Consider the following 17,979-nt stretch of genomic DNA (forward strand, 5'->3'; position numbering starts at 1 on the left):
GTGTTGCTATGATTCTTCGAATCAATACCTGATTGGAGGTGCGTCATGACTGGAGGAAGAAACGGGTTCGGTCGGTGGTTGGCGGCAGGCATGGTCATGTTTGCGTTTTCCGCATTTGTCAGTCCGGGCGCGGCCGCTTCGGATGTGGTGACGGTGAAGCGTCTGGCCATGCCGCTGGCGGCAAAGATCGCTGAAAAAGCCGTGATGACCTGCCAAGCTCAGGGCTATGCGGTGACGGCGGTGGTCGTCGATCGCAATGGTGACCCTCAGGTCATGATGCGCGGGACGCAGGCCAACCGGTTCACCATCCAGATCGCGACGGACAAGGCCCGGGCGGTGATTCTCTCGGGCGTCGATTCGAGCGTGTTTCGTCACAATCGCGAGGATATCCGCATGGAAATGGATCACGTGGATGGCGTGCTGATGCTGGATGGCGGTGTCCGCATCGATTCGGTCGGCACCCTCGTCGGCGCTTTGGGTGTCAGCGGTGCGCCCGGCGGCGAGAAGGACGAGGCCTGCGCCAAGGCGGCTGTGGCGGCCTTCGTCGGTCAATTGGATCTGCCTTAATCTCCGCGGGCGACTAAGATAGTTGCACAGGCTATGTATTTGCCCGACCGAGAGGATTCAATTGAGGTGCGATCATGAAGAAAACACTGCTACTCCTGATGCTTTCCGCCACCTTTGCCATTGGCGGCTGCACTGCAAGGCCCTACGGGGTGTTCGACGAAAGTTACGACTATGGCTATCGGAACTACCCGGATCACGGATATCACCACGATCACGATCGTCGGGACGAAGGTCGCTACGGGGGTGATCGCGGCGGGTACGACGATCGGGATGACGGTCGCGACGACGATTGACGAATCGTCGTTCCCCTTCGACAGCTGCCCATGGCTTTGATCAGGGATTTGGCGGAACGGATCAAGGGGATCGTATGTGCAGGGCGGTTCGTATCGCCGCCCCTGTAATCCACCGGGGGCGTTCGCTGCGACGAACGGAACGCCCCCGGTTTTCTATTCAACGACTGATCCGGCAGCGTGCCGCCGGTCAGGTCCTGCTCAGGGATGAATGTTTAGGGATGAATACTCAGGGATGAATACTCAGGGATGAATACTCAGGGATGAATACGTGAAATCTTCGTGCCTTCCAGGCTCAGACTGGCCATCAGCCCCTGCTGGTCGAAGATGAATGCATAGGCGTCGTCCTGCAGGGTCGACGAGGAGAGATTCTTCGCCACGCCGGCATTGACCACCACGACGGACGGGCCGACGCCCACTTCCCAGCCATGGGATTCATGCAGGTATTTCAAGGCCTTGTCGCTCATGAGGAAAAGGGCATAGCCATAGGTTTGCGCACCTGCCTGCAAACCCCACGAGGCTGAAACGGTATTGTAATAGCCGCTTTCCTTGCCGCCCTCGAACAGGACACCCTCACCGTAACTGCCCCCAAAGACCAATCCGGCCTTGATGACCTTAGGGAAGACCAGTACGGCTTTGGCGTGTTTGGACAGCATGGCCGCGGTCGGGTTTGCCTTGTAAAGCCTGTTCAAGGCCTGTGTCGCATCCTGAGTCAGTTCGGCGGCCGTTTCCGCCTGGGCTACCGGGACGGTGCTCAGCCCGAAGGCAGTCATCGTCAGGCTACTCATTGCCAAAAAAAGAAGGTTCAGCATGGTGCGTCGTATTCTTGTCATGATGTCTCTCCTGCTTTGAAAAACAACGTCATTGAATCGGCATGCCATGGATCCCCATCGGTGGCTATTGCCCGGGGATCGATGGGAGGTTCTGGTCGGGGTTTGCGTTGAACGTGACCATGGCCTCCGACCTGAGCATAGACGGTAAAACCGGCGACGAAAGGAAAATTTCACTGTGTAATGAATGGAATAACGGCTGGGGTTTCGTCCGATCCGCCCATTGGATTTCCGAGAGGGCGCAAGCAGACGCGGTGTGGGCGCAGTCGTTCGCATTGCCGACGATTCTGGTCTATCTATGTGATCCCTACAGACCGGGAGAAATTGGATGATTACCTTTCATACGCAGGCTTCGGCAAATATCAGCATGTTCCAGGCGGATGCCCTGAGGATGCTCAGGATGATGGGGGTGGGGGATTCGGTTCCAGGGGCGATTCGGGCAGCGGATGTACCCGATGCCCTTCGACGGTTGCAGGCTTCCGTGACGGAGGCGCAGCGGAATTTTGTGCCCGCACAGGACGCGGCCGATGATGAAGAGGTGGCGCCTGAGACGCGGGCGCAACCCTTGATCAGACTTCTCAACGATGCGGCAAGCGCCGGGAAGGACGTCCTCTGGTCTGACGCTTCCTTGTTCGACTGATCACCGGTCAGTCCCGCCCTGCACGGGGCTGGTCGCGCAGTGCTCAGGGCTTGTCGACGAAATAACCCGCCACGGCCAGATCATGCACGCGTACGATTCCGGCGGGGACGATACGTGCCGCGGGCACCAGCGCCGGTTCGTGGCCCAGCACCTTGGCCATGTGCTTCAGCGCATTGTGACAGGCTGAGAAACGAACGCCTTCCGCAGCCAGTTTGGCGATCAGCTTGGTGTTGGGGTTGTCATGTGCGAACAGCAGTTTGATGCCGGGGCCAAACGCGACGATCTCGATATCGACCTTGTCCTTGCCGTAGTTCTTGAGCAGATGCTCGGCGACATGCAGCACCATGCTGCGTTTGGCTGGATCCGCATCGCTGATTTGCAGCGCATAGCGGGCAACGGCATCGGAATGGGCGGCCTTGACGGCCTCGACGCTCTCGGCGGCCGGGTTGGCGAGTGCGGTTCCGCCCATCATCAGGGTGGCAGCAAGGCCAACGGCGACCAGGGCGGTACGGCGTCGCAGGACAGCGGACATTAAGCGGTTATTCATGACGGTTCTCCTGTTTCTTGTATGTGACTTGTCACGGGCAGGACAAGCCCGACAAGATTAGTTCCTGTGCTCATACTTTGCCAAGCAATCTATATGCGCTGGCCCGGTGCTGCGATTGCCATCGGTCGTGTCAAATCGCGCGACGGATTGGCGGTATCTGTGTGAAATGCCGCGCCATGCGCACTTTATGCTTAATTAAATCAAGATGTTGATGTTGGCACGCCCCGTGCTCCAGAGAGGCCGACCTATCGGGCTCGGGGCGCGTAGGGTCGGCACGCATGCCGACATCCGTTTCATGTGCCGAGTTTGATTGGTCATTGTTCTTCAATAGCCAGGAAGCCCTTCACATGTATTTCGACACGCCGATTAGCCCGAGTGGCCGTTTCTCTCCCCGCCCCAGCGGACAGATAGTGCATGATCGACGCCATCAGCAGCTGCGGCCGCTGATCCAGGCCCGTCCAACCCTGATCGCCAGCCTGGTTTCCAGTTGGATCGTCCTTTGGGCCTGGGCCCCCGCGACGGTGGCCGCAGCAGAAGTGGACGGGGCGCCGGTTCAGATCGGCGAGGTGGTCGTGCAGGGGCAGTCGGATAGCCATTCTGCGACCGTGGCGGAGCAGGGGGCCATCCCCCGCGATACGCCGGGTGTCGTGGTACGGGTGCCGCGCAAGGATCTCAAGGCGATCAATCAGGTGACGACGTCGGAGGCGCTGCGCTATCAACCGGATCTCGACGTGCGGGAACGCTTCATCGGCGATACCAATGCGCTGATCGGCGGGCGGGATTTTTCCGTGCTGCAACCGGCGCGAGCGCTGGTGTACGTCGATGGCCTGCTGATCTCGAACTTGCTCGGCAACAACTATTCCTATCCGCCGAAATGGGGCGTGATCAGCCCGGACGACATTGGTCGGGTCGATATCCTCTACGGCCCGTTTTCCGCGCTGTATCCGGGTAATTCGATGGGCACCACGGTGGCGATCCAGACGCGCAAGCCGGATCGGCTGGCGGCTTCCGTGCAATCCCAGTGGCTGTCGCAGCGCTATAACGATCCCTATGGTCATGGCGACGATTTCTCAGGGAATCAGCAGTCCGTGCACTTGGCCGATCGACGGGGCAGTTTCTGGTACAGCCTGAATGCCAGCCGGCTGAGCAATGCCGGTCAGCCGATGATGTACGCCGTACCGTCCGCATCGAACAAGACCGGGACGCCGGTCACCGGCCTGGTTCAGGATACGGGCACGGATGGCCAGCCCCGGATGATCGCCGGACAGACGAGTCAGAGTCAGGTGCTGCAGCAGCAACAGAGTCTGCGCATGGGTTATGCCTTCACGCCGGACATCGAAGCCACGGCCACGCTGGGGCACTGGACGAATCACGCCGACACCACCGGTTATACCTTTCTCCGCGATGCCAACGGCAATCCCTTTTACAGTGGCACGTTCACTGAAAACGGCCGCAATTACAGCCTGCGCTCCTCGATGTTCTCGCCCAGTCGCAACACGGAGGAGGATTGGCTCTACGGCCTGGGTTTGACGGCGAAGCTGGCGGGCGGCTGGACGCTCAGTGCCAATGCCTCGAAATACGATATCGCGGAAAACACCACCCAGTCCGCGAGTACGGCGCAACCGGCCGCCAATACGGGCGGTGCCGGCAAATACGCCGACGGCAGCGGAACGGGCTGGCAGAATCTCGACCTGAAGCTCGTCTCGCCGAAGCTGGGTGCGCATCAACTGACGGCCGGCGTGCATGAGGATCAATATCATCTGAGCAGTCTCGTCTACGGCACGACGAACTGGCTCGCGGCCACGGATCTGTCGTTGAATTCCGTCTATGCCGGAAAGACGCGGACCGATGCCGCCTATCTGCAGGACGTCTGGACATTCCTGCCCAAGTGGACGCTGACGGTGGGGGCCCGCTACGAACGCTGGAAAGCCTACGATGGCCAACTGGGCAACGGTTCGACCACCCTCGACTACGCCGCCGTTCGGCACAATGCCTTCTCGCCGAAGGCGGCTCTGGCCTGGACCGTGACCGACAACTGGCTGCTGCGGTTGTCCTACGGCGCGGCAACGCGCTTCCCGACGGTGGGCGAACTGTTCCAGGGCACCATCGCGCAGGACAGTATCGTCAACAACAATCCGAACCTGCAGCCGGAGCGGGCGCAGGATCTGGATCTCACATCCGAGTATTTCCACGGCAATGGCCGCTACCGCGTCAGCCTGTTCCAGAGCCGCATCCGCAACGCGATCTACCAGCAGACGAGTCTCGATACGCCGCCGGTCACCAACTACCAGAACATTGGGCTCGTGCGCACGCGCGGCATCGAACTGGCCTATTCGGGACATGACGTGGGGATTCGCGGGCTGAAGGTGAACGCTAACGTTTCCTACGCGCAGGCACGGATTCTCGCCAACCCGTTCAACCCGACCTATGTGGGCAACACGGCCCCGGGCATCCCCCATGTGCGGGCCAACCTGCTGCTCGACTATGCCGTGACCCCGGCGTTGTCGGCGAGCGTCGGCGTGCGTTACGCCAGCAGCCAGTACGGCAGCCTCGACAACTCGGACACCTATGCCGACACCTATCAGGGCCGCAGCGCCTATACGGTGGTGGACACCAAGCTCAACTATGCCGTCAACCGACATGTCTCGGTGCAGGCAGGCATCGACAACCTGACCAACCAACGGTACTACGCCTACCACCCCTTCCCGAGCCGAACCTTCTTTGCGGGTGTGAAATGGCAGCTGTAATCGATTTAGATCAGATGGTCAGGAGGGGATGGTCATGACGGAAGCTCAGTTTGAAGGTTCGCGGTCGACGCGTGCGGTGGGTGATCCGGCCCAACCGACGGTCGGCAAGACCTATCGCCGGCTCTGGCGCTGGCACTTTTATGCGGCGCTGCTGGTGATTCCGTTCGTCCTCTGGCAGTCGGGCACCGGCTTGCTGTATCTCTGGGCGAACCAGTGGACGGCGTATCAGTATCCGGATCTCGTCCATGTCCACCCGGACGGGGCGAAGCATGGCCTGTCCGATCAGGTGCGCACGGCGTTGGCCACGGCGCCGGATCGGCCGGTGATCTCGATCGAGGTGCCGCCGGAGCCGGATCGCAGCACGATCGTGATGCTCAAGGGGGCCGATGGATTGCCGCAGCCGGTGTTCGTCGATCCGTACCGGGATCAGGTTCTGGGCACGTTGACGCCGACCCACTGGCTGCTGGGACTCAGTCGTCAGCTGCACGGCGGTTGGCCGCTCGGCGCACCGGGCAGCTGGCTGCTGGAGCTCGGCAACTGCTGGGCCATCGTGATGATCCTCACCGGTCTCTACCTGTGGTGGCCCCGGGGGCGCCGTCATTGGCTCAGCGGTCTTGTGCCCCGACTGGGGGGCGGGTCGCGGGTGTTCTGGCGTGATCTCCATGGTTGCGTCGCGGCCTGGTTCTCGATCGTTGTCCTGGCGTTCCTGATCTCAGCGCTGCCCTGGACGAAATTCTGGGGCGGTCAGATCCTCAAGCCGATCCAGCGCGCCACGCACCAGACGAGTCCGGCAGGCTTTTCACCCGGCGGCGCCCGCCCGGATCAGGTGCTCAAAGCCCTGCCGGCGCTGGATCAGGCGATGGTCCGGATCCAGGCTGAGGGTCTCGGCAATGGGTTGAGCGCACGTCTGTCCGCCCGACCTGGGTCGCCCTGGCGCATCCAGACGAAGGCCGTCGATCCGTTGGCCGAGCATGTGCTGCTGGTGTCGCCCACCACCGGGGCGGTGCTGCGGGACGTCACCCGGGACCAGTTGCCGCTGATCGCCGGTTTGGTCGCCCTTGGCATCAACCTGCATCAGGGGGATTTCGGCTGGGTCAATCGCTGGGGCAATACGCTCGTCGCCGTGGCCCTGATCTGGGTGGTGATCAGCGGATTCATGAGCTGGTTGCGTCGCCGGCCGGGGCAGGGCGTGACGGCACCCGCCGCTCCGGCCGCTCGTTGGCCGCGTTGGCTGGTGGCGACCGCTGTCGTCATGAGCGTGTTGCTGCCTCTGTTCGGTCTATCGGTGGTGCTGGTGCTGCTGACCGATTGGTTGTGGCGCAAGTGGCGACCCCCGGTCGGTCTGTCTGGCCGGCCCGCGTGACGATCGCCCATCCGCTGGTATCCCAACCGGGGGTGCCCCAATCCGCTGAATGCGGATCGGCGGGCACTCATCCGACTGCCCGGGGCTCGCCCCGGGTCGACGAATTGATCGCTCCACGGCGAGTCGTGATACCCATAGGGGATATCCGGGCCGGGGAGGGGCGGCGTTGGCTGATGGCGACGATGTTGGCCATTCTGCTCGAAAGCAGCCTGATCGCCGGGCTGGCCTGGTATGCGCAACATCCGTCTGCCCCTTTGCCGAAACCCCATCCGCTCGTGCAGCCCATCCAGGTATTCATGGCTGCGGTGGTGCCTGCATCCACGCCGCCCACCGCGGCCTCCGCCGTATTGCCGAAACCCATCCCCGCACCGGTCCTGAATCCGACACCGGTCCAACCTGAGTTCGACACGGGGATCAAGCCGGTGGTGGAATCGGACGAGCAGGCCGAACCGCAGTCGCTGCCGAAGCTGCCGATCCGTAAACCGGCGCCACCGACGCCGATGCAAGCGGCGCACAGCAAACCACGGCTGGAATCCGAATCGAAGCCTCAATCCACGCCCAAGTCCCTACGGAAGGCAGGTGATCGGCAGGAAGTCCCCAAGGCGCACCGACACGAACCGCAAGCCGCGCATTCGCCGCGTAAACCCGTGCATGGTCCGGTGCGGCAAGCACGGCCATCCCCGGTGAGCGCAGCAGCGTCAAGCGCCTCGGTGGCGCCACCCTCATCTCTGAAAGCCGAGGAAAACCCATCTGCCATACCGTCCCGTGCCATGCCGTCCAATCCACCGGCAGCCATCCCACCGGCACCCATCCCACCGGCACCCATCCCACCGGCACCCATTCCTCCGGCCGATCTCGGTGATCTGATTCGGACCTTTGGTGGCCGGCTTAGCCGGGCGGTGCAGGACAATCTGCGTTATCCCCCCGCGGCTCAGGCCATGGGGCAGGCGGGACGTACGCTCGTGGCATTCACGATCGAGGCGGGCCAGATACGCGATGTGCGCGTGAAGCGCTCCAGCGGGTCTGCCCTGTTGGACGCGGCGGCCATCCGGGCCGTGCAAACGCTGGCGTGTCCGCCGTTGCCGGGGCCGCTGGCGGATCGGACGCTGCCGTTTACCCTCTGGGTTCGTTTCGATTCGGATTGAGCGATTGGACAGAACGGGGGGTGCCGACCACCGGCCTTGAGATCAGGAAAAGGTCCGGACGTCCAATTGGCCTTCGTCGTTCAGCTCGATCAGGGCGCGCTTGCCCCAGGCAGGGTGCTTGGCGAGTTGTTCCCCATCCAGATAGATGCCGTTGATGGCGATGATTTCGGGTTCGAAGGATTCGCAGAAGATGCGGGTATGGGGCATGCCCGAAATGCCGGCTGCCGCCGTGCCCTTCAGGGCGCCGTGGATGTAGATCGAACCGTCTGCCACGATTCGGGCGCCGGCACTCACGACGTTCATGATCACGAGATCGCACTGACGTGCGTAGAGCTCTGCCCCGGATCGAACGGGGTGTCGCACGATCATGGGCGGCAGAAGGCCGACAGGCTGGGGTTCTGCCGGGTTGGCGGCGGGCGCATCGACCGGGGCTGCGGTCGTCGGCTCGGGCGGTGCAGCTTGTTCGACCGTCTCGGCTGCCGACGATGGGGTCTGGGTTGCCTCAATGGCTTCGCCGGGGCGCTGTTCGATGACCATCAGGCGGGCCAGCGCAGCTTGCTCACGCTGCTTTGCGTTGCCGCCAAGCACGGCGATCGGTTCGAGCTGGTAGTTGCGCAGCAGGCTGACCAGCGCCGGGAAATCCACCCATTTGCCGCTGTTTTCGATGCCGCTGAGATCGATGAGGACCGGCTCCGGTGCGGCAAAGATGCCCTGGCCTCCGAAACTGTCCTTGAATGCGCGGGTCAGTTTGAGCAGATGGGTTTCGCGGAGCGTGAGGCTGGTGATCGGGATGGGCGTGCGCTGGAGAGAGAAGGCACTGTGGTCGAAGGCGATGGCTTTGCTCATGATTTTTCTTATTGTACGGGCTGATTAGTCGGCGCGATGGATCGGTGCGCCCGGCGCGGGATCGTATCTCGTGTTCGGGGAATTATATTTGGCAGATGGCGATCTGGAAGGGGACATCGTGGTTTACCTGAGCCGGGTGACCGGACAGACGATCCAGTTTCATGAAGCGCACGATGACGCGATGCTTGCCCGCGCTGATTTCCGGATACACGTTGGCCTCGTCGGGCAGGAGTACCCGGGCGAGCTGGTAGGGCAGTCCGGAATCGATATTCTGCTGAAAGAACCCATCTTCTGCCAGGCAATCGGTGGGCGTGACGCTGGTCCGGATCAGGTCGATCACAAGCTCATTGGCCGCCCGAATGGTGGCCAGCGGTTCCATCCACTCCTTCAGGTCCGCACAGCGCTCGCTGTGCGGCAGGGCAAGCCAGTGGTGAAATGCGGGCAGATCGAATTCGCAGAGGGCGCCGGGAATGGAGGCCCGCTGCCGGACGGCATTGAGCAATTCGTGCTGTTTGAGATGTGCCCCGGGTTGGCCGAGGAAGCGGTGCAGCTGATCGAGCAATTGGGCCTGCCGATCGAGCAGACTCGTCAGTTTCTCGGCGTCGATGTCCGGGGTGTTCGCCAGTTGCAGCAGTTTGGCCTGCTGCCGCTCCAGTTCCTTGATGAGTTCGCGCTTGACGTCGATGCGACCGACCACGTCGGTGGCCTCGATCAACAGCAATACCGCGCACAAGGGGCCCTCCGCCGTTTCGTCCTCCAGGTGATGGTCGATGCGACCGAAGAGGTAATCGAGGCGAAGGCAGGCGCGGATTCGCTCATTCAGGGGTTGTTCGAAAATGTTCAGAGCAGTAATCCTATACCGTGTCGTCCATTTCCCTGTTCGTCTGTTTTCTCGGCTCGGATCAGATGCAGTCGGACACGGTAAAACGATAGACAGAACCTACATAAGGCAAGCGCTTAAACTAACACTAGTGCTTCGGTAGGTGCAATGCCCTCCATGTTCGAGGGATTGCCTGCTGCCACTCGGCTCGACGCGGCCGAATCACTCGGGTTCGTAGCCCAGGATCGGTGCCAGCCAGCGTTCGGTTTCCTTGATCGACCAGCCCTTGCGCTCGGCATAGTCGTGCACCTGGTCGCGGCCGATTTTGCCCGTGCCGAAGTAGCGCGAGTCCGGATGGGCAAAGTACCAACCGGAGACGGCGGCGCCGGGATACATGGCGAAACTCTCCGTGAGCGAGATGCCCGCGCGCTCCTCGGGTTCCAGCAGTTGCCAGAGCAAGCCCTTTTCCGTGTGGTCCGGGCAGGCCGGGTAACCAGGTGCGGGGCGGATGCCCTGGTATTTCTCTGCGATCAGGGCCTCGTTGTCGAGATTCTCGTCCGGTGCATAGCCCCAAAATTCCTTGCGTACGCGCAGGTGCAGGTGTTCGGCGAATGCCTCGGCGAGCCGGTCGGCCAGGGACTTGAGCAGGATGGCGTGATAGTCGTCGTTGTCCTTTTCGAAGGCCTCGATATGCGGTTCGATGCCGTGGCCAGTGGTTACGGCAAATCCGCCGATCCAGTCGCGGGTGCCGCTGCCCGTCGGCGCGATGAAGTCGGACAGACATTGGTTCGGCTTCCCGGCCGGTCGGGGGATCTGCTGGCGGATATGGTGCAGGGTGGTGTGCACCGCCTGGCGGGATTCGTCGGTGAAGATCCGGATGTCGTCGTCCACCGAGGCCGCCGGCCAGAACCCGATCACGGCACTAGCCTTGACCCAGCGTTCCGCCACGATGGTCTCGAGCATTTTCTGGGCGTCCGCGAAGAGCTTGGTGGCTTCCGCACCGACTTTCTCGTCGTCGAGAATGGCCGGATAGTGACCGAAGAGCTGCCAACTCTGGAAAAACGGGGTCCAGTCGATGCAGGGCAGGATGTCCGCGAGCGGATAGTCGTCGAATACCGTGATGCCGGGCTTGTTCGGCATCTTCGGCGTGTACTGCTCGTAGGACATGACCTGCCGATTCTGTCGGGCCTCGCTCAGGGTCACGCGCTTGGCGTCCTGCTGGTTGGCCTGGCGGCGTGCCACCAGGGCCGCGTAGTCGGCGCGGATCTCGGTCATGTAGTCGTCCCTGCGGTCACCAAGCAGGTTGGCGGCGACGCCGACGGCACGAGATGCATCGGACACGTGCACGACGGGTTGGTCGTAGGCCGGGGCGATCTTCAGGGCCGTGTGCAGCTTCGAGGTGGTCGCGCCGCCGATCAGCAGAGGCTGGGTGAAGCCGAGGCGCTGCATTTCGCTCGCTACGTTGACCATTTCGTCGAGGGACGGGGTGATCAGACCGGAAAGCCCGATGATGTCGACGTTCTCCGCCCGCGCGGTGTCGAGAATTTTCTGGGCGGGTACCATCACGCCGAGATCGATGATCTCGAAGCCGTTGCACTGCAGCACCACGCCGACGATGTTCTTGCCGATGTCGTGCACGTCGCCCTTGACCGTGGCCATCAGGATCTTGCCGGCGGATTCCACGGCACAGCCCTGGTTTTCCTCGGCCATGAAGGGGAGAAGGTGGGCCACGGCCTTCTTCATGACGCGGGCGGACTTCACGACCTGGGGCAGGAACATCTTGCCGGCGCCGAAGAGGTCGCCGACCACGTTCATGCCGTCCATCAGCGGCCCCTCAATCACGTGCAGGGGGCGCTCGGCGGCCAGACGGGCCTCTTCGGTATCCTCGATGACGAATTCGTCGATCCCCTTGACCAGCGAATGCTCCAGTCGCTTGTTGACTGGCCACTGGCGCCATTCGAGATCGGTGCGCTCCCTGGCTTCGCCGCCGCTGCCGCGGTATTTCTCGGCAATTTCCAGCATCCGGTCGGTGCCGTCCGGACGGCGATTGAGCACGATGTCCTCGACGGCTTCACGCAGTTCGGCCGGAATCTCGTCGATCACGACGAGCTGGCCGGCGTTGACGATGCCCATGTCCATGCCCGCCCCGACCGCGTGGTACAGGAACACGCTGTGGATCGCCTCGCGGACCGGTTCGTTGCCGCGGAAGCTGAAGGAGACGTTGGAAACGCCGCCGGACACGAGCGCGTGCGGCAGGTTCTGCTTGATCCAGCGGGTGCCCTCGATGAAATCGACGGCGTAGTTGTTGTGCTCCTCGATCCCCGTGGCGATGGCGAAGATGTTCGGGTCGAAGATGATGTCCTCAGCCGGGAAGCCGACTTCCTCGGTCAGCAGTTTGTAGGCGCGCGAGCAGATCTCTATCCGGCGTTCCAGGGTGTCCGCCTGGCCGTTCTCGTCGAAGGCCATGACCACGGCGGCAGCACCGTAGCGGCGCACGATGCGTGCGTGCTCCAGGAAGATGTCCTCGCCTTCCTTGAGGGAGATGGAGTTCACGATCGCCTTGCCCTGAACGCATTTGAGACCGGCTTCGATCACCGCGAATTTCGAACTGTCGATCATGATCGGCACGCGGGAGATGTCCGGCTCGGCGGCGATCAGCTTGAGGAAGCGCTCCATGGCGGCGGCGCCGTCGATCAGGCCCTCGTCCATGTTGATGTCGATGACCTGGGCGCCTGCCTCGACCTGCTGGCGCGCCACGTCCAGCGCCGTGCTGTAGTCGCCTTCCTTGATCAGGCGGCGGAACCGGGCCGAACCGGTGACGTTGGTCCGCTCGCCCACGTTCACGAACAGGGAGTCGGGCGTGATGTTGAAGGGCTCGAGGCCCGACAGGCGGCAGGCCGGTTCAGGTTTGGCCGGTACTCGGGGTGGGTGGGCGCTCGCCTTGCGGGCGATTTCGGCGATGTGCTGCGGGGTGGTGCCGCAGCAGCCGCCGACGATGTTGATCAGGCCGGAGGCGGCCCATTCGTCGATTTGCGCGGCCATCGTCTCGGCATCGAGATCGTATTCGCCCAGTTCGTTCGGCAGGCCGGCGTTCGGGTGCACCGATACGGGAAATTCGCTGACGCGGGACAGCTCCTGCACGTATTGGCGCAGCAGATCGGGACCGAGGGCGCAGTTCAGGCCGATCGACAGGGGCTTGGCGTGCCGCAGGCTGTTGTAGAACGATTCGGTTGTCTGGCCGGACAGCGTGCGTCCGGAGGCGTCGGTGATCGTGCCGGAGATCATCACCGGCCAGCGCTGGCCCAGTTCCGAGAACAGGGTTTCCAGTGCGAAGACCGCCGCCTTGGCGTTCAGGGTGTCGAAGATGGTCTCGATCATCAGGATGTCGGTACCGCCCTCGATGAGCCCCTGGGCCGATTCGCGGTAGGCAGCCACGAGCTCTTCGAAAGTGACGTTCCGGAAGCCGGGGTCGTTCACGTCCGGCGAGATGGAGGCGGTGCGGCTGGTCGGGCCGATGATGCCGGCGACGAAGCGCGGCTTGTCCGGGGTCTCGGCAGTCTTGGCGTCCGCGGCGGCCCGGGCCAGACGGGCGGCGGCTACGTTGATCTCGTAGGCGAGATCCTCCATCGCGTAGTCCGCCATCGAGATGCGGGTGGCATTGAAGGTGTTGGCCTCGATGATGTCGGCACCCGCATCGAGATAGGCCTGATGGATGCCGCGGATGACCTCGGGCTGGGTCAGCACGAGCAGGTCGTTGTTGCCCTTGAGATCCACCGGCCAGTCCGCGAAACGGCTACCGGAGATGGGCTCGCCGCTTGGCGTTGCCACCCCGCGGTAGGCGGCCTCGTCCAGCCGGTGCTTCTGGATCATCGTGCCCATCGCGCCATCCAGAATCAGGATGCGTTGTGCCATCAGGGCACGCAGGGTTTGGAAAAGCGGATGTTCGACGGGTTGGGATTGGGTCATGGGTAATTCGAAGATGTATCTGAAATTAGGGAAGCGGGTTCCGGTCCTGGTTCGCGGGCGCCTCGCGTTCGTCTCGGACTGACGTCGGCACCGCCGGTTCGCGGCGTGCCGCACGCTTGCGCTGTTTGTGCCGGATGATATGCCATCGCCACAGGAGTTGAATCAGTCCGTAGCTGACGAGGGCACTGAGGATGGAAAAGGTCAGCAGCCCCAGGAGGAGCGGCAGCCAGATCACCTGAACCTGATCGATGAGCCAGGGGACGGTCATGCCTTCGGCCGGCACGCGGATCGATTGCCCAGTGTACCAAGTCCCGAGCATGAATGCGGCCCAGGCAATGGGCAGCATGGTCAGGGGATTGGTGAGCAGTACCATGGCAACGGCCAGCGCCACGTTCACGCGGAGCAGGATGGCGGCCAGGGCGGCCCAGACCATCTGGAACGGCGTGGGGATGAAGGCGATGAAGAGCCCCACGGCGACGCCCCCGGAGACGGAGCGGCGATTGAGATGCCAGAGATTCGGGTGGGCGAGCCATTTGGCGAACGGGCGCATGAACGAAGGTGCCAGCACCGCTTCCCGGCTGGGGGCCCATTTTCGAAAAAATCTGCGCGGCATATGACTTTCGATCCTCGTGTATGCGTCCGAGTATAACCGATGGCACAGGCTCGGATGTGAGGTGATGGCGGTGGCGGCGGATTCTGATGGCGATCACCGGTCATGGCCGGTCGCGATGAGGATCATTCGCTGGCCGCTGCGGGCCTGGGGGTGCTTCTGGCCTTGCTTTCGGCGCGGAATGCGAGCACCACGGGCACCATGACGACGAAGCTCGCGAAAATCAGGACATAGGCGTCATGGTAGGCGAGCATGTCCGATTGGCTCATGAGGGTCTGACTCAGGATTGCCGCGCCGGTTGGCGAGTTCGGGGCCAGGTGTAGCGGGGCGAGATATTGCCAGGTCAACGGGTTGTCGAGGGTGATGCCGCCACCCAGCTGATTCCAGGCCGCTTGTGCGTGTCGACTGACCAGCGTGGCGACGATGGAAATGCCGATGGATGAACCGACAGTGCGGATCAGGCTGTATAGCCCGGCAGCCTCCGCGGCGAACTGGGGCGCCAGCGTCGAGAAGGCGATGGTCGACAGCGGGACGAAAATCATGCCGATGCCCGCGCCCTGGAACAGCAGGGGCCAGATTACCTGCCAGGTGTCGATGTCGAGGTTGTATTGCATCATCCCCCAGCTGCCCACGAGACTCAGGAAGATCCCGAAGCCGATGATCAGGCGAATATCGACGAAATTGATGATGCGGCCAATGATCATCATGGCGATCATGCTGGCAATGCCGCGTGGCGCGAGGACGAGGCCGGTCGTCAGGATGGGATAGCCCATCTCGCGCTCGAGCATGAGGGGCTGGACGTAGATCGCCCCGAACATGCCGAGCCCCATCAGCATCATGATGCCGTTGGCCAGGGTAAAATTGCGATCACGGAAGATCGCCAGCGAAAACACGGGTCTACGGTTGGGCACGAAACTCAGCCAGAGGAAGAACAGCCCGGAAACCACCGCGATGATGGCCGCCGAAACGATGACGGGCGAATCGAACCAGTTGTCCTGATTGCCGCGGTCCAGCACATACTGCGTGCCGCCGATCGCCAGGGCGAGCAGCGTAAATCCCAGCCAATCCATCGTCCGACCCGCCTTACGGGGCAGGCGGGGGGCAAATCTACCGATGGCGGCGAGTGCGAACAGCCCGACGGGCAGGTTGATATAGAAGGTCCAGCGCCACTCGATGGCCTGGGTGAGCCAGCCGCCGATGGTGGGTCCGAGGATCGGGCCAACCATCACGCCGATGCCCCAGATCGCCATGGCCTTACCCCGTTGATCCGGGGGAAATACCTGAACCATGATGGCCTGGGACAAGGGTACCAGTGCCGCACCGGCTATTCCCTGCAATAGTCGAAAACCGATGATTTCCAGCAGATTCTGCGAGATGCCACAGAGTGCCGAGGCCACCACGAAGAGCGCCACGCTGAACATCAGATATTCCCGCTGACCGAACTTGTCCGTGAAATAACCCGTCAGGGGCATGATGATGGCCGAGGCGACGAGGTAGCTGGTCAGTACCCAGGAAATCTGGTCAGGCGAAGCCCCCAGATCACCGGCCATGTAGGGGAGGGCGACGGAGGTGATGGTGGTGTCCAGTACCTGCATCACCGTCGCGGCCATGACGGCCACGGTGATCATGAATCGCTCGAACGACGTCAGTTGGGTGTAGTCGAAGCCCTGGCTCATGGGTGATGCCCCGGTCCTGCGTCAGGTCGTGGGTGCGTGCGCGGATCGGTTCGTTCCCGCGACCGGCAGGCCCAGAACGGCGAGCAAGGATTGCCAGTAACCGATCGGGTGATCCACCCGCTGAATGCGGGTGGTGGTACTGGTTCCGATGGGCAGGCGCGGGGCATCGGGGGCCTGATCCAAGACGATGCGGACCGGGACCCGTTGCGTCACCTTCACCCAGTTGCCGGTCGCATTCTGGGGGGGGAGCAGGGAGAAGGCCGTGCCGGCGCCGGCAGCGATGGACAGGACCTTGCCCTTGATGACCCGGCCGGGGTAGATGTCCGAGGTGATTTCCGCAGGCGCGCCGACATGGATGCCGGCCAGATCCGTCTCCTTGAAGTTGGCGTCGACCCAGACGCCCTGTGCAGCGACGATCACGAATTGCGGCTGGTCCGCGGCAATCGGTTGTCCGGGCATGATGGCGTAGTTGGCGAGGATTCCGGACATCGGCGCACGAACCTCGGTCTGCCCGAGGGCGTACTCGGCCTGAGCCAGTTGCGCCCGCGCCGCCTGGATCCGATCGTTTTCCTCGCCGGGTTTGCCTGCTGTCACCTTGGCTTGCGCCAATGCGGCAGATGCCTGATTGACGGCCGCTTCTGCCACGGCATAGGCCGCGCGTGCATCGTCAAGTTCCTGAGCCGACACGAATTGTCGCGTGCGCATCTGCAGCAAACGGTTCAGGTGGTCATGCGTGGATCGGGCGTTTGCCTGCTGCTGTTGCAACGCTGCCTGTGCAGTCACGATGGCCGCCTCGGCAGCGTGTTGTTGGCGTTCGGCCGTGGCTACGCCCGCGCGTGCGGCGGCGACTGCCGCACGAAAGGGCGTGGCGTCGAGGGTGAAAAGGACCTCGCCCTTGTGGACGAAGCTGTTGTTTTTCAGGGGGGCAGTCAGAATCTGACCGGAAACCTGGGCACCGATCTGGACCTGGTTGCCGCCGATAAAGGCATCGTCGGTGGAAAGAAATTGCTTGGTGTCGTACCAGTAGCCTGCGCCCAGCCAGGCGGCGAGCAGAAGAAGCAGGATCAGAACGATCAGTCGGCGTCGGGAAGCGGCGGTTTTCTTGTCGGAAGCCGGGGCAGAGCCCGGCCCGTTGGCGCTTGGCGGTGCGCTATTCGTCGTCTCCTTCGTCGTCTGATTCGGTGCCATGACACATCTGCTCCAGTTTGTGGCGTACCAGCGAGAGCAATCGGATGAATTCGTCCCGATCTTTCTCTTCCAGAACCGACACGATCTCGTGGCGAATGGTGCCCAGTTTCAGGTCCGCTTCCTTGATTTGGGCCATGGCATCCGGAATCAACCAGATGGTCTTGGCGCGACGATCGGTCGGTGCGACGCGACGTTCGATCCAGCCGAGTCGTTCCAGACTGTCCAGCAGCTTGACCAGAGTGGGGCCTTCAATGCCCAACTCGCTGGCGAGTTCCTTTTGTGTTTTCCCTTGACCCTCGTCCCGGAGAACGCGAATGACCGACCAAGCGGAAGCGGTCAATTCGTATTCGGCCAGAACGGTATTCAATTGCGCACGCCACATGCGTGTTCCGTCGAAGAACAGTCGAGCGATCTGTTCGTCACTGATGGTGGCGGGTTCCTTATTCATAATAGTAGTTACCTAATGATTTTTCAAATTAATAATTAATGACGCGATACTATTGTTGGCTCGACGCTATCCCTTCATCACGGGACTGTCAACTAAAATAATTAAGCCAATCTATGAGTCTAATCAAAAAACAGATGAAATAACATTAATCGGTCTAACGGATAGTAAGGCCATGTGATCGCCTTGTGCCGACGGCGTCAAATTGTTCTCGCGTGCCGAATGTTTTATGATGCCGCCCCATCTGCCGGGGTTCGACCGAAGTGGCGATCGCAGCGAATCGTCTGTCGGCCGTCCCC

Annotated in this window: 15 protein-coding genes; 6 read left to right on the forward strand and 9 right to left on the reverse strand. The window is 62.2% G+C overall.

From position 1 onward, the window contains the following. Positions 1 to 45 precede the first annotated feature (45 nt). Positions 46 to 567, forward strand: coding sequence for a GlcG/HbpS family heme-binding protein (locus tag A9404_RS00585; protein ID WP_066097712.1), 522 nt, complete (start codon positions 46 to 48; stop codon positions 565 to 567). Between the two features lie 74 nt (positions 568 to 641). After that, entirely contained in the window at positions 642 to 860 is a 219-nt protein-coding gene (locus tag A9404_RS00590) for a hypothetical protein (RefSeq protein WP_066097714.1), read from the forward strand. A gap of 254 nt (positions 861 to 1,114) precedes the next feature. Here A9404_RS00590 and A9404_RS00595 read toward each other — a convergent pair whose 3' ends face one another. After that, positions 1,115 to 1,690 carry a lipid-binding SYLF domain-containing protein gene (locus A9404_RS00595; RefSeq protein WP_066097716.1) on the reverse strand — a complete coding sequence of 192 codons (576 nt, stop codon included), beginning with the start codon at positions 1,688 to 1,690 and terminating at the stop codon, positions 1,115 to 1,117. 325 nt (positions 1,691 to 2,015) lie between these two features. Here A9404_RS00595 and A9404_RS00605 point away from each other — a divergent pair, with 325 nt between their 5' ends. After that, entirely contained in the window at positions 2,016 to 2,327 is a 312-nt protein-coding gene (locus tag A9404_RS00605; RefSeq protein ID WP_066097721.1) for a DUF1840 domain-containing protein, read from the forward strand. A 43-nt stretch (positions 2,328 to 2,370) separates the two neighbouring features. Here the strand turns inward: A9404_RS00605 and A9404_RS00610 are convergent, their stop codons facing one another. Then, the gene (locus tag A9404_RS00610; protein WP_197490375.1) at positions 2,371 to 2,874 is read right to left on the reverse strand and encodes a DsrE family protein; all 504 of its coding nucleotides are present in this window, start codon (positions 2,872 to 2,874) and stop codon (positions 2,371 to 2,373) included. 347 nt (positions 2,875 to 3,221) lie between these two features. Between A9404_RS00610 and A9404_RS00615 the strand changes: the two genes are divergently transcribed. The 3 genes from A9404_RS00615 to A9404_RS00625 all read left to right on the forward strand — a co-directional run bounded on the left by A9404_RS00615 (position 3,222) and on the right by A9404_RS00625 (position 8,129). Then, a complete protein-coding gene (locus A9404_RS00615; RefSeq protein ID WP_156521177.1) occupies positions 3,222 to 5,621 on the forward strand; it encodes a TonB-dependent receptor in 2,400 nt (799 codons plus the stop codon). A gap of 34 nt (positions 5,622 to 5,655) precedes the next feature. Continuing rightward, the gene (locus A9404_RS00620; protein WP_197490376.1) at positions 5,656 to 6,984 is read left to right on the forward strand and encodes a PepSY-associated TM helix domain-containing protein; all 1,329 of its coding nucleotides are present in this window, start codon (positions 5,656 to 5,658) and stop codon (positions 6,982 to 6,984) included. 173 nt (positions 6,985 to 7,157) lie between these two features. Further along, the gene (locus A9404_RS00625; RefSeq protein ID WP_066097727.1) at positions 7,158 to 8,129 is read left to right on the forward strand and encodes an energy transducer TonB; all 972 of its coding nucleotides are present in this window, start codon (positions 7,158 to 7,160) and stop codon (positions 8,127 to 8,129) included. Positions 8,130 to 8,171: 42 nt separating this feature from the next. Here the strand turns inward: A9404_RS00625 and minC are convergent, their stop codons facing one another. The 7 genes from minC to A9404_RS00660 form a co-directional block, all read right to left on the reverse strand. Then, entirely contained in the window at positions 8,172 to 8,975 is an 804-nt protein-coding gene (minC, locus tag A9404_RS00630) for a septum site-determining protein MinC (protein WP_066097729.1), read from the reverse strand. A gap of 82 nt (positions 8,976 to 9,057) precedes the next feature. After that, positions 9,058 to 9,912: a cell division protein ZapD gene (gene zapD, locus A9404_RS00635; protein WP_082922620.1), complete on the reverse strand. Its 855-nt coding sequence runs from the start codon at positions 9,910 to 9,912 to the stop codon at positions 9,058 to 9,060. A gap of 105 nt (positions 9,913 to 10,017) precedes the next feature. Then, positions 10,018 to 13,761 carry a methionine synthase gene (metH, locus tag A9404_RS00640; RefSeq protein ID WP_082922621.1) on the reverse strand — a complete coding sequence of 1,248 codons (3,744 nt, stop codon included), beginning with the start codon at positions 13,759 to 13,761 and terminating at the stop codon, positions 10,018 to 10,020. Positions 13,762 to 13,786: 25 nt separating this feature from the next. Next, on the reverse strand, positions 13,787 to 14,374 hold the full coding sequence (locus A9404_RS00645) for a DUF2062 domain-containing protein (protein ID WP_066097733.1): 588 nt from the start codon (positions 14,372 to 14,374) through the stop codon (positions 13,787 to 13,789). 122 nt (positions 14,375 to 14,496) lie between these two features. Continuing rightward, positions 14,497 to 16,047, reverse strand: a complete 1,551-nt coding sequence (locus A9404_RS00650) for a DHA2 family efflux MFS transporter permease subunit (RefSeq protein WP_066097735.1) — start codon at positions 16,045 to 16,047, stop codon at positions 14,497 to 14,499. A gap of 21 nt (positions 16,048 to 16,068) precedes the next feature. Beyond that, a complete protein-coding gene (locus tag A9404_RS00655) occupies positions 16,069 to 17,235 on the reverse strand; it encodes an HlyD family secretion protein (RefSeq protein ID WP_066097737.1) in 1,167 nt (388 codons plus the stop codon). After that, on the reverse strand, positions 17,198 to 17,683 hold the full coding sequence (locus tag A9404_RS00660; RefSeq protein WP_066097739.1) for a MarR family winged helix-turn-helix transcriptional regulator: 486 nt from the start codon (positions 17,681 to 17,683) through the stop codon (positions 17,198 to 17,200). The genes A9404_RS00655 and A9404_RS00660 overlap by 38 nt, the downstream gene beginning before the upstream one ends. Between the last annotated feature and the right edge of the window lie 296 nt (positions 17,684 to 17,979).

The organism is Halothiobacillus diazotrophicus (assembly GCF_001663815.1).
In the GTDB taxonomy this organism is placed as follows: Bacteria; Pseudomonadota; Gammaproteobacteria; order Halothiobacillales; family Halothiobacillaceae; genus Halothiobacillus; species Halothiobacillus diazotrophicus.

Coding starts and splice junctions, on each gene's coding strand:
- A9404_RS00650 (WP_066097735.1), bottom strand. CDS start 16,047: ATGAGCCAGGGCTTCGACTACACCCAACTGACGTCGTTCGAGCGATTC.
- A9404_RS00605 (WP_066097721.1), top strand. CDS start 2,016: ATGATTACCTTTCATACGCAGGCTTCGGCAAATATCAGCATGTTCCAG.
- A9404_RS00625 (WP_066097727.1), top strand. CDS start 7,158: ATGGCGACGATGTTGGCCATTCTGCTCGAAAGCAGCCTGATCGCCGGG.
- A9404_RS00595 (WP_066097716.1), bottom strand. CDS start 1,690: ATGACAAGAATACGACGCACCATGCTGAACCTTCTTTTTTTGGCAATG.
- A9404_RS00660 (WP_066097739.1), bottom strand. CDS start 17,683: ATGAATAAGGAACCCGCCACCATCAGTGACGAACAGATCGCTCGACTG.
- A9404_RS00615 (WP_156521177.1), top strand. CDS start 3,222: ATGTATTTCGACACGCCGATTAGCCCGAGTGGCCGTTTCTCTCCCCGC.
- A9404_RS00645 (WP_066097733.1), bottom strand. CDS start 14,374: ATGCCGCGCAGATTTTTTCGAAAATGGGCCCCCAGCCGGGAAGCGGTG.
- minC (WP_066097729.1), bottom strand. CDS start 8,975: ATGAGCAAAGCCATCGCCTTCGACCACAGTGCCTTCTCTCTCCAGCGC.
- A9404_RS00590 (WP_066097714.1), top strand. CDS start 642: ATGAAGAAAACACTGCTACTCCTGATGCTTTCCGCCACCTTTGCCATT.
- A9404_RS00620 (WP_197490376.1), top strand. CDS start 5,656: ATGACGGAAGCTCAGTTTGAAGGTTCGCGGTCGACGCGTGCGGTGGGT.
- A9404_RS00610 (WP_197490375.1), bottom strand. CDS start 2,874: ATGAATAACCGCTTAATGTCCGCTGTCCTGCGACGCCGTACCGCCCTG.
- A9404_RS00655 (WP_066097737.1), bottom strand. CDS start 17,235: ATGGCACCGAATCAGACGACGAAGGAGACGACGAATAGCGCACCGCCA.
- A9404_RS00585 (WP_066097712.1), top strand. CDS start 46: ATGACTGGAGGAAGAAACGGGTTCGGTCGGTGGTTGGCGGCAGGCATG.
- metH (WP_082922621.1), bottom strand. CDS start 13,761: ATGACCCAATCCCAACCCGTCGAACATCCGCTTTTCCAAACCCTGCGT.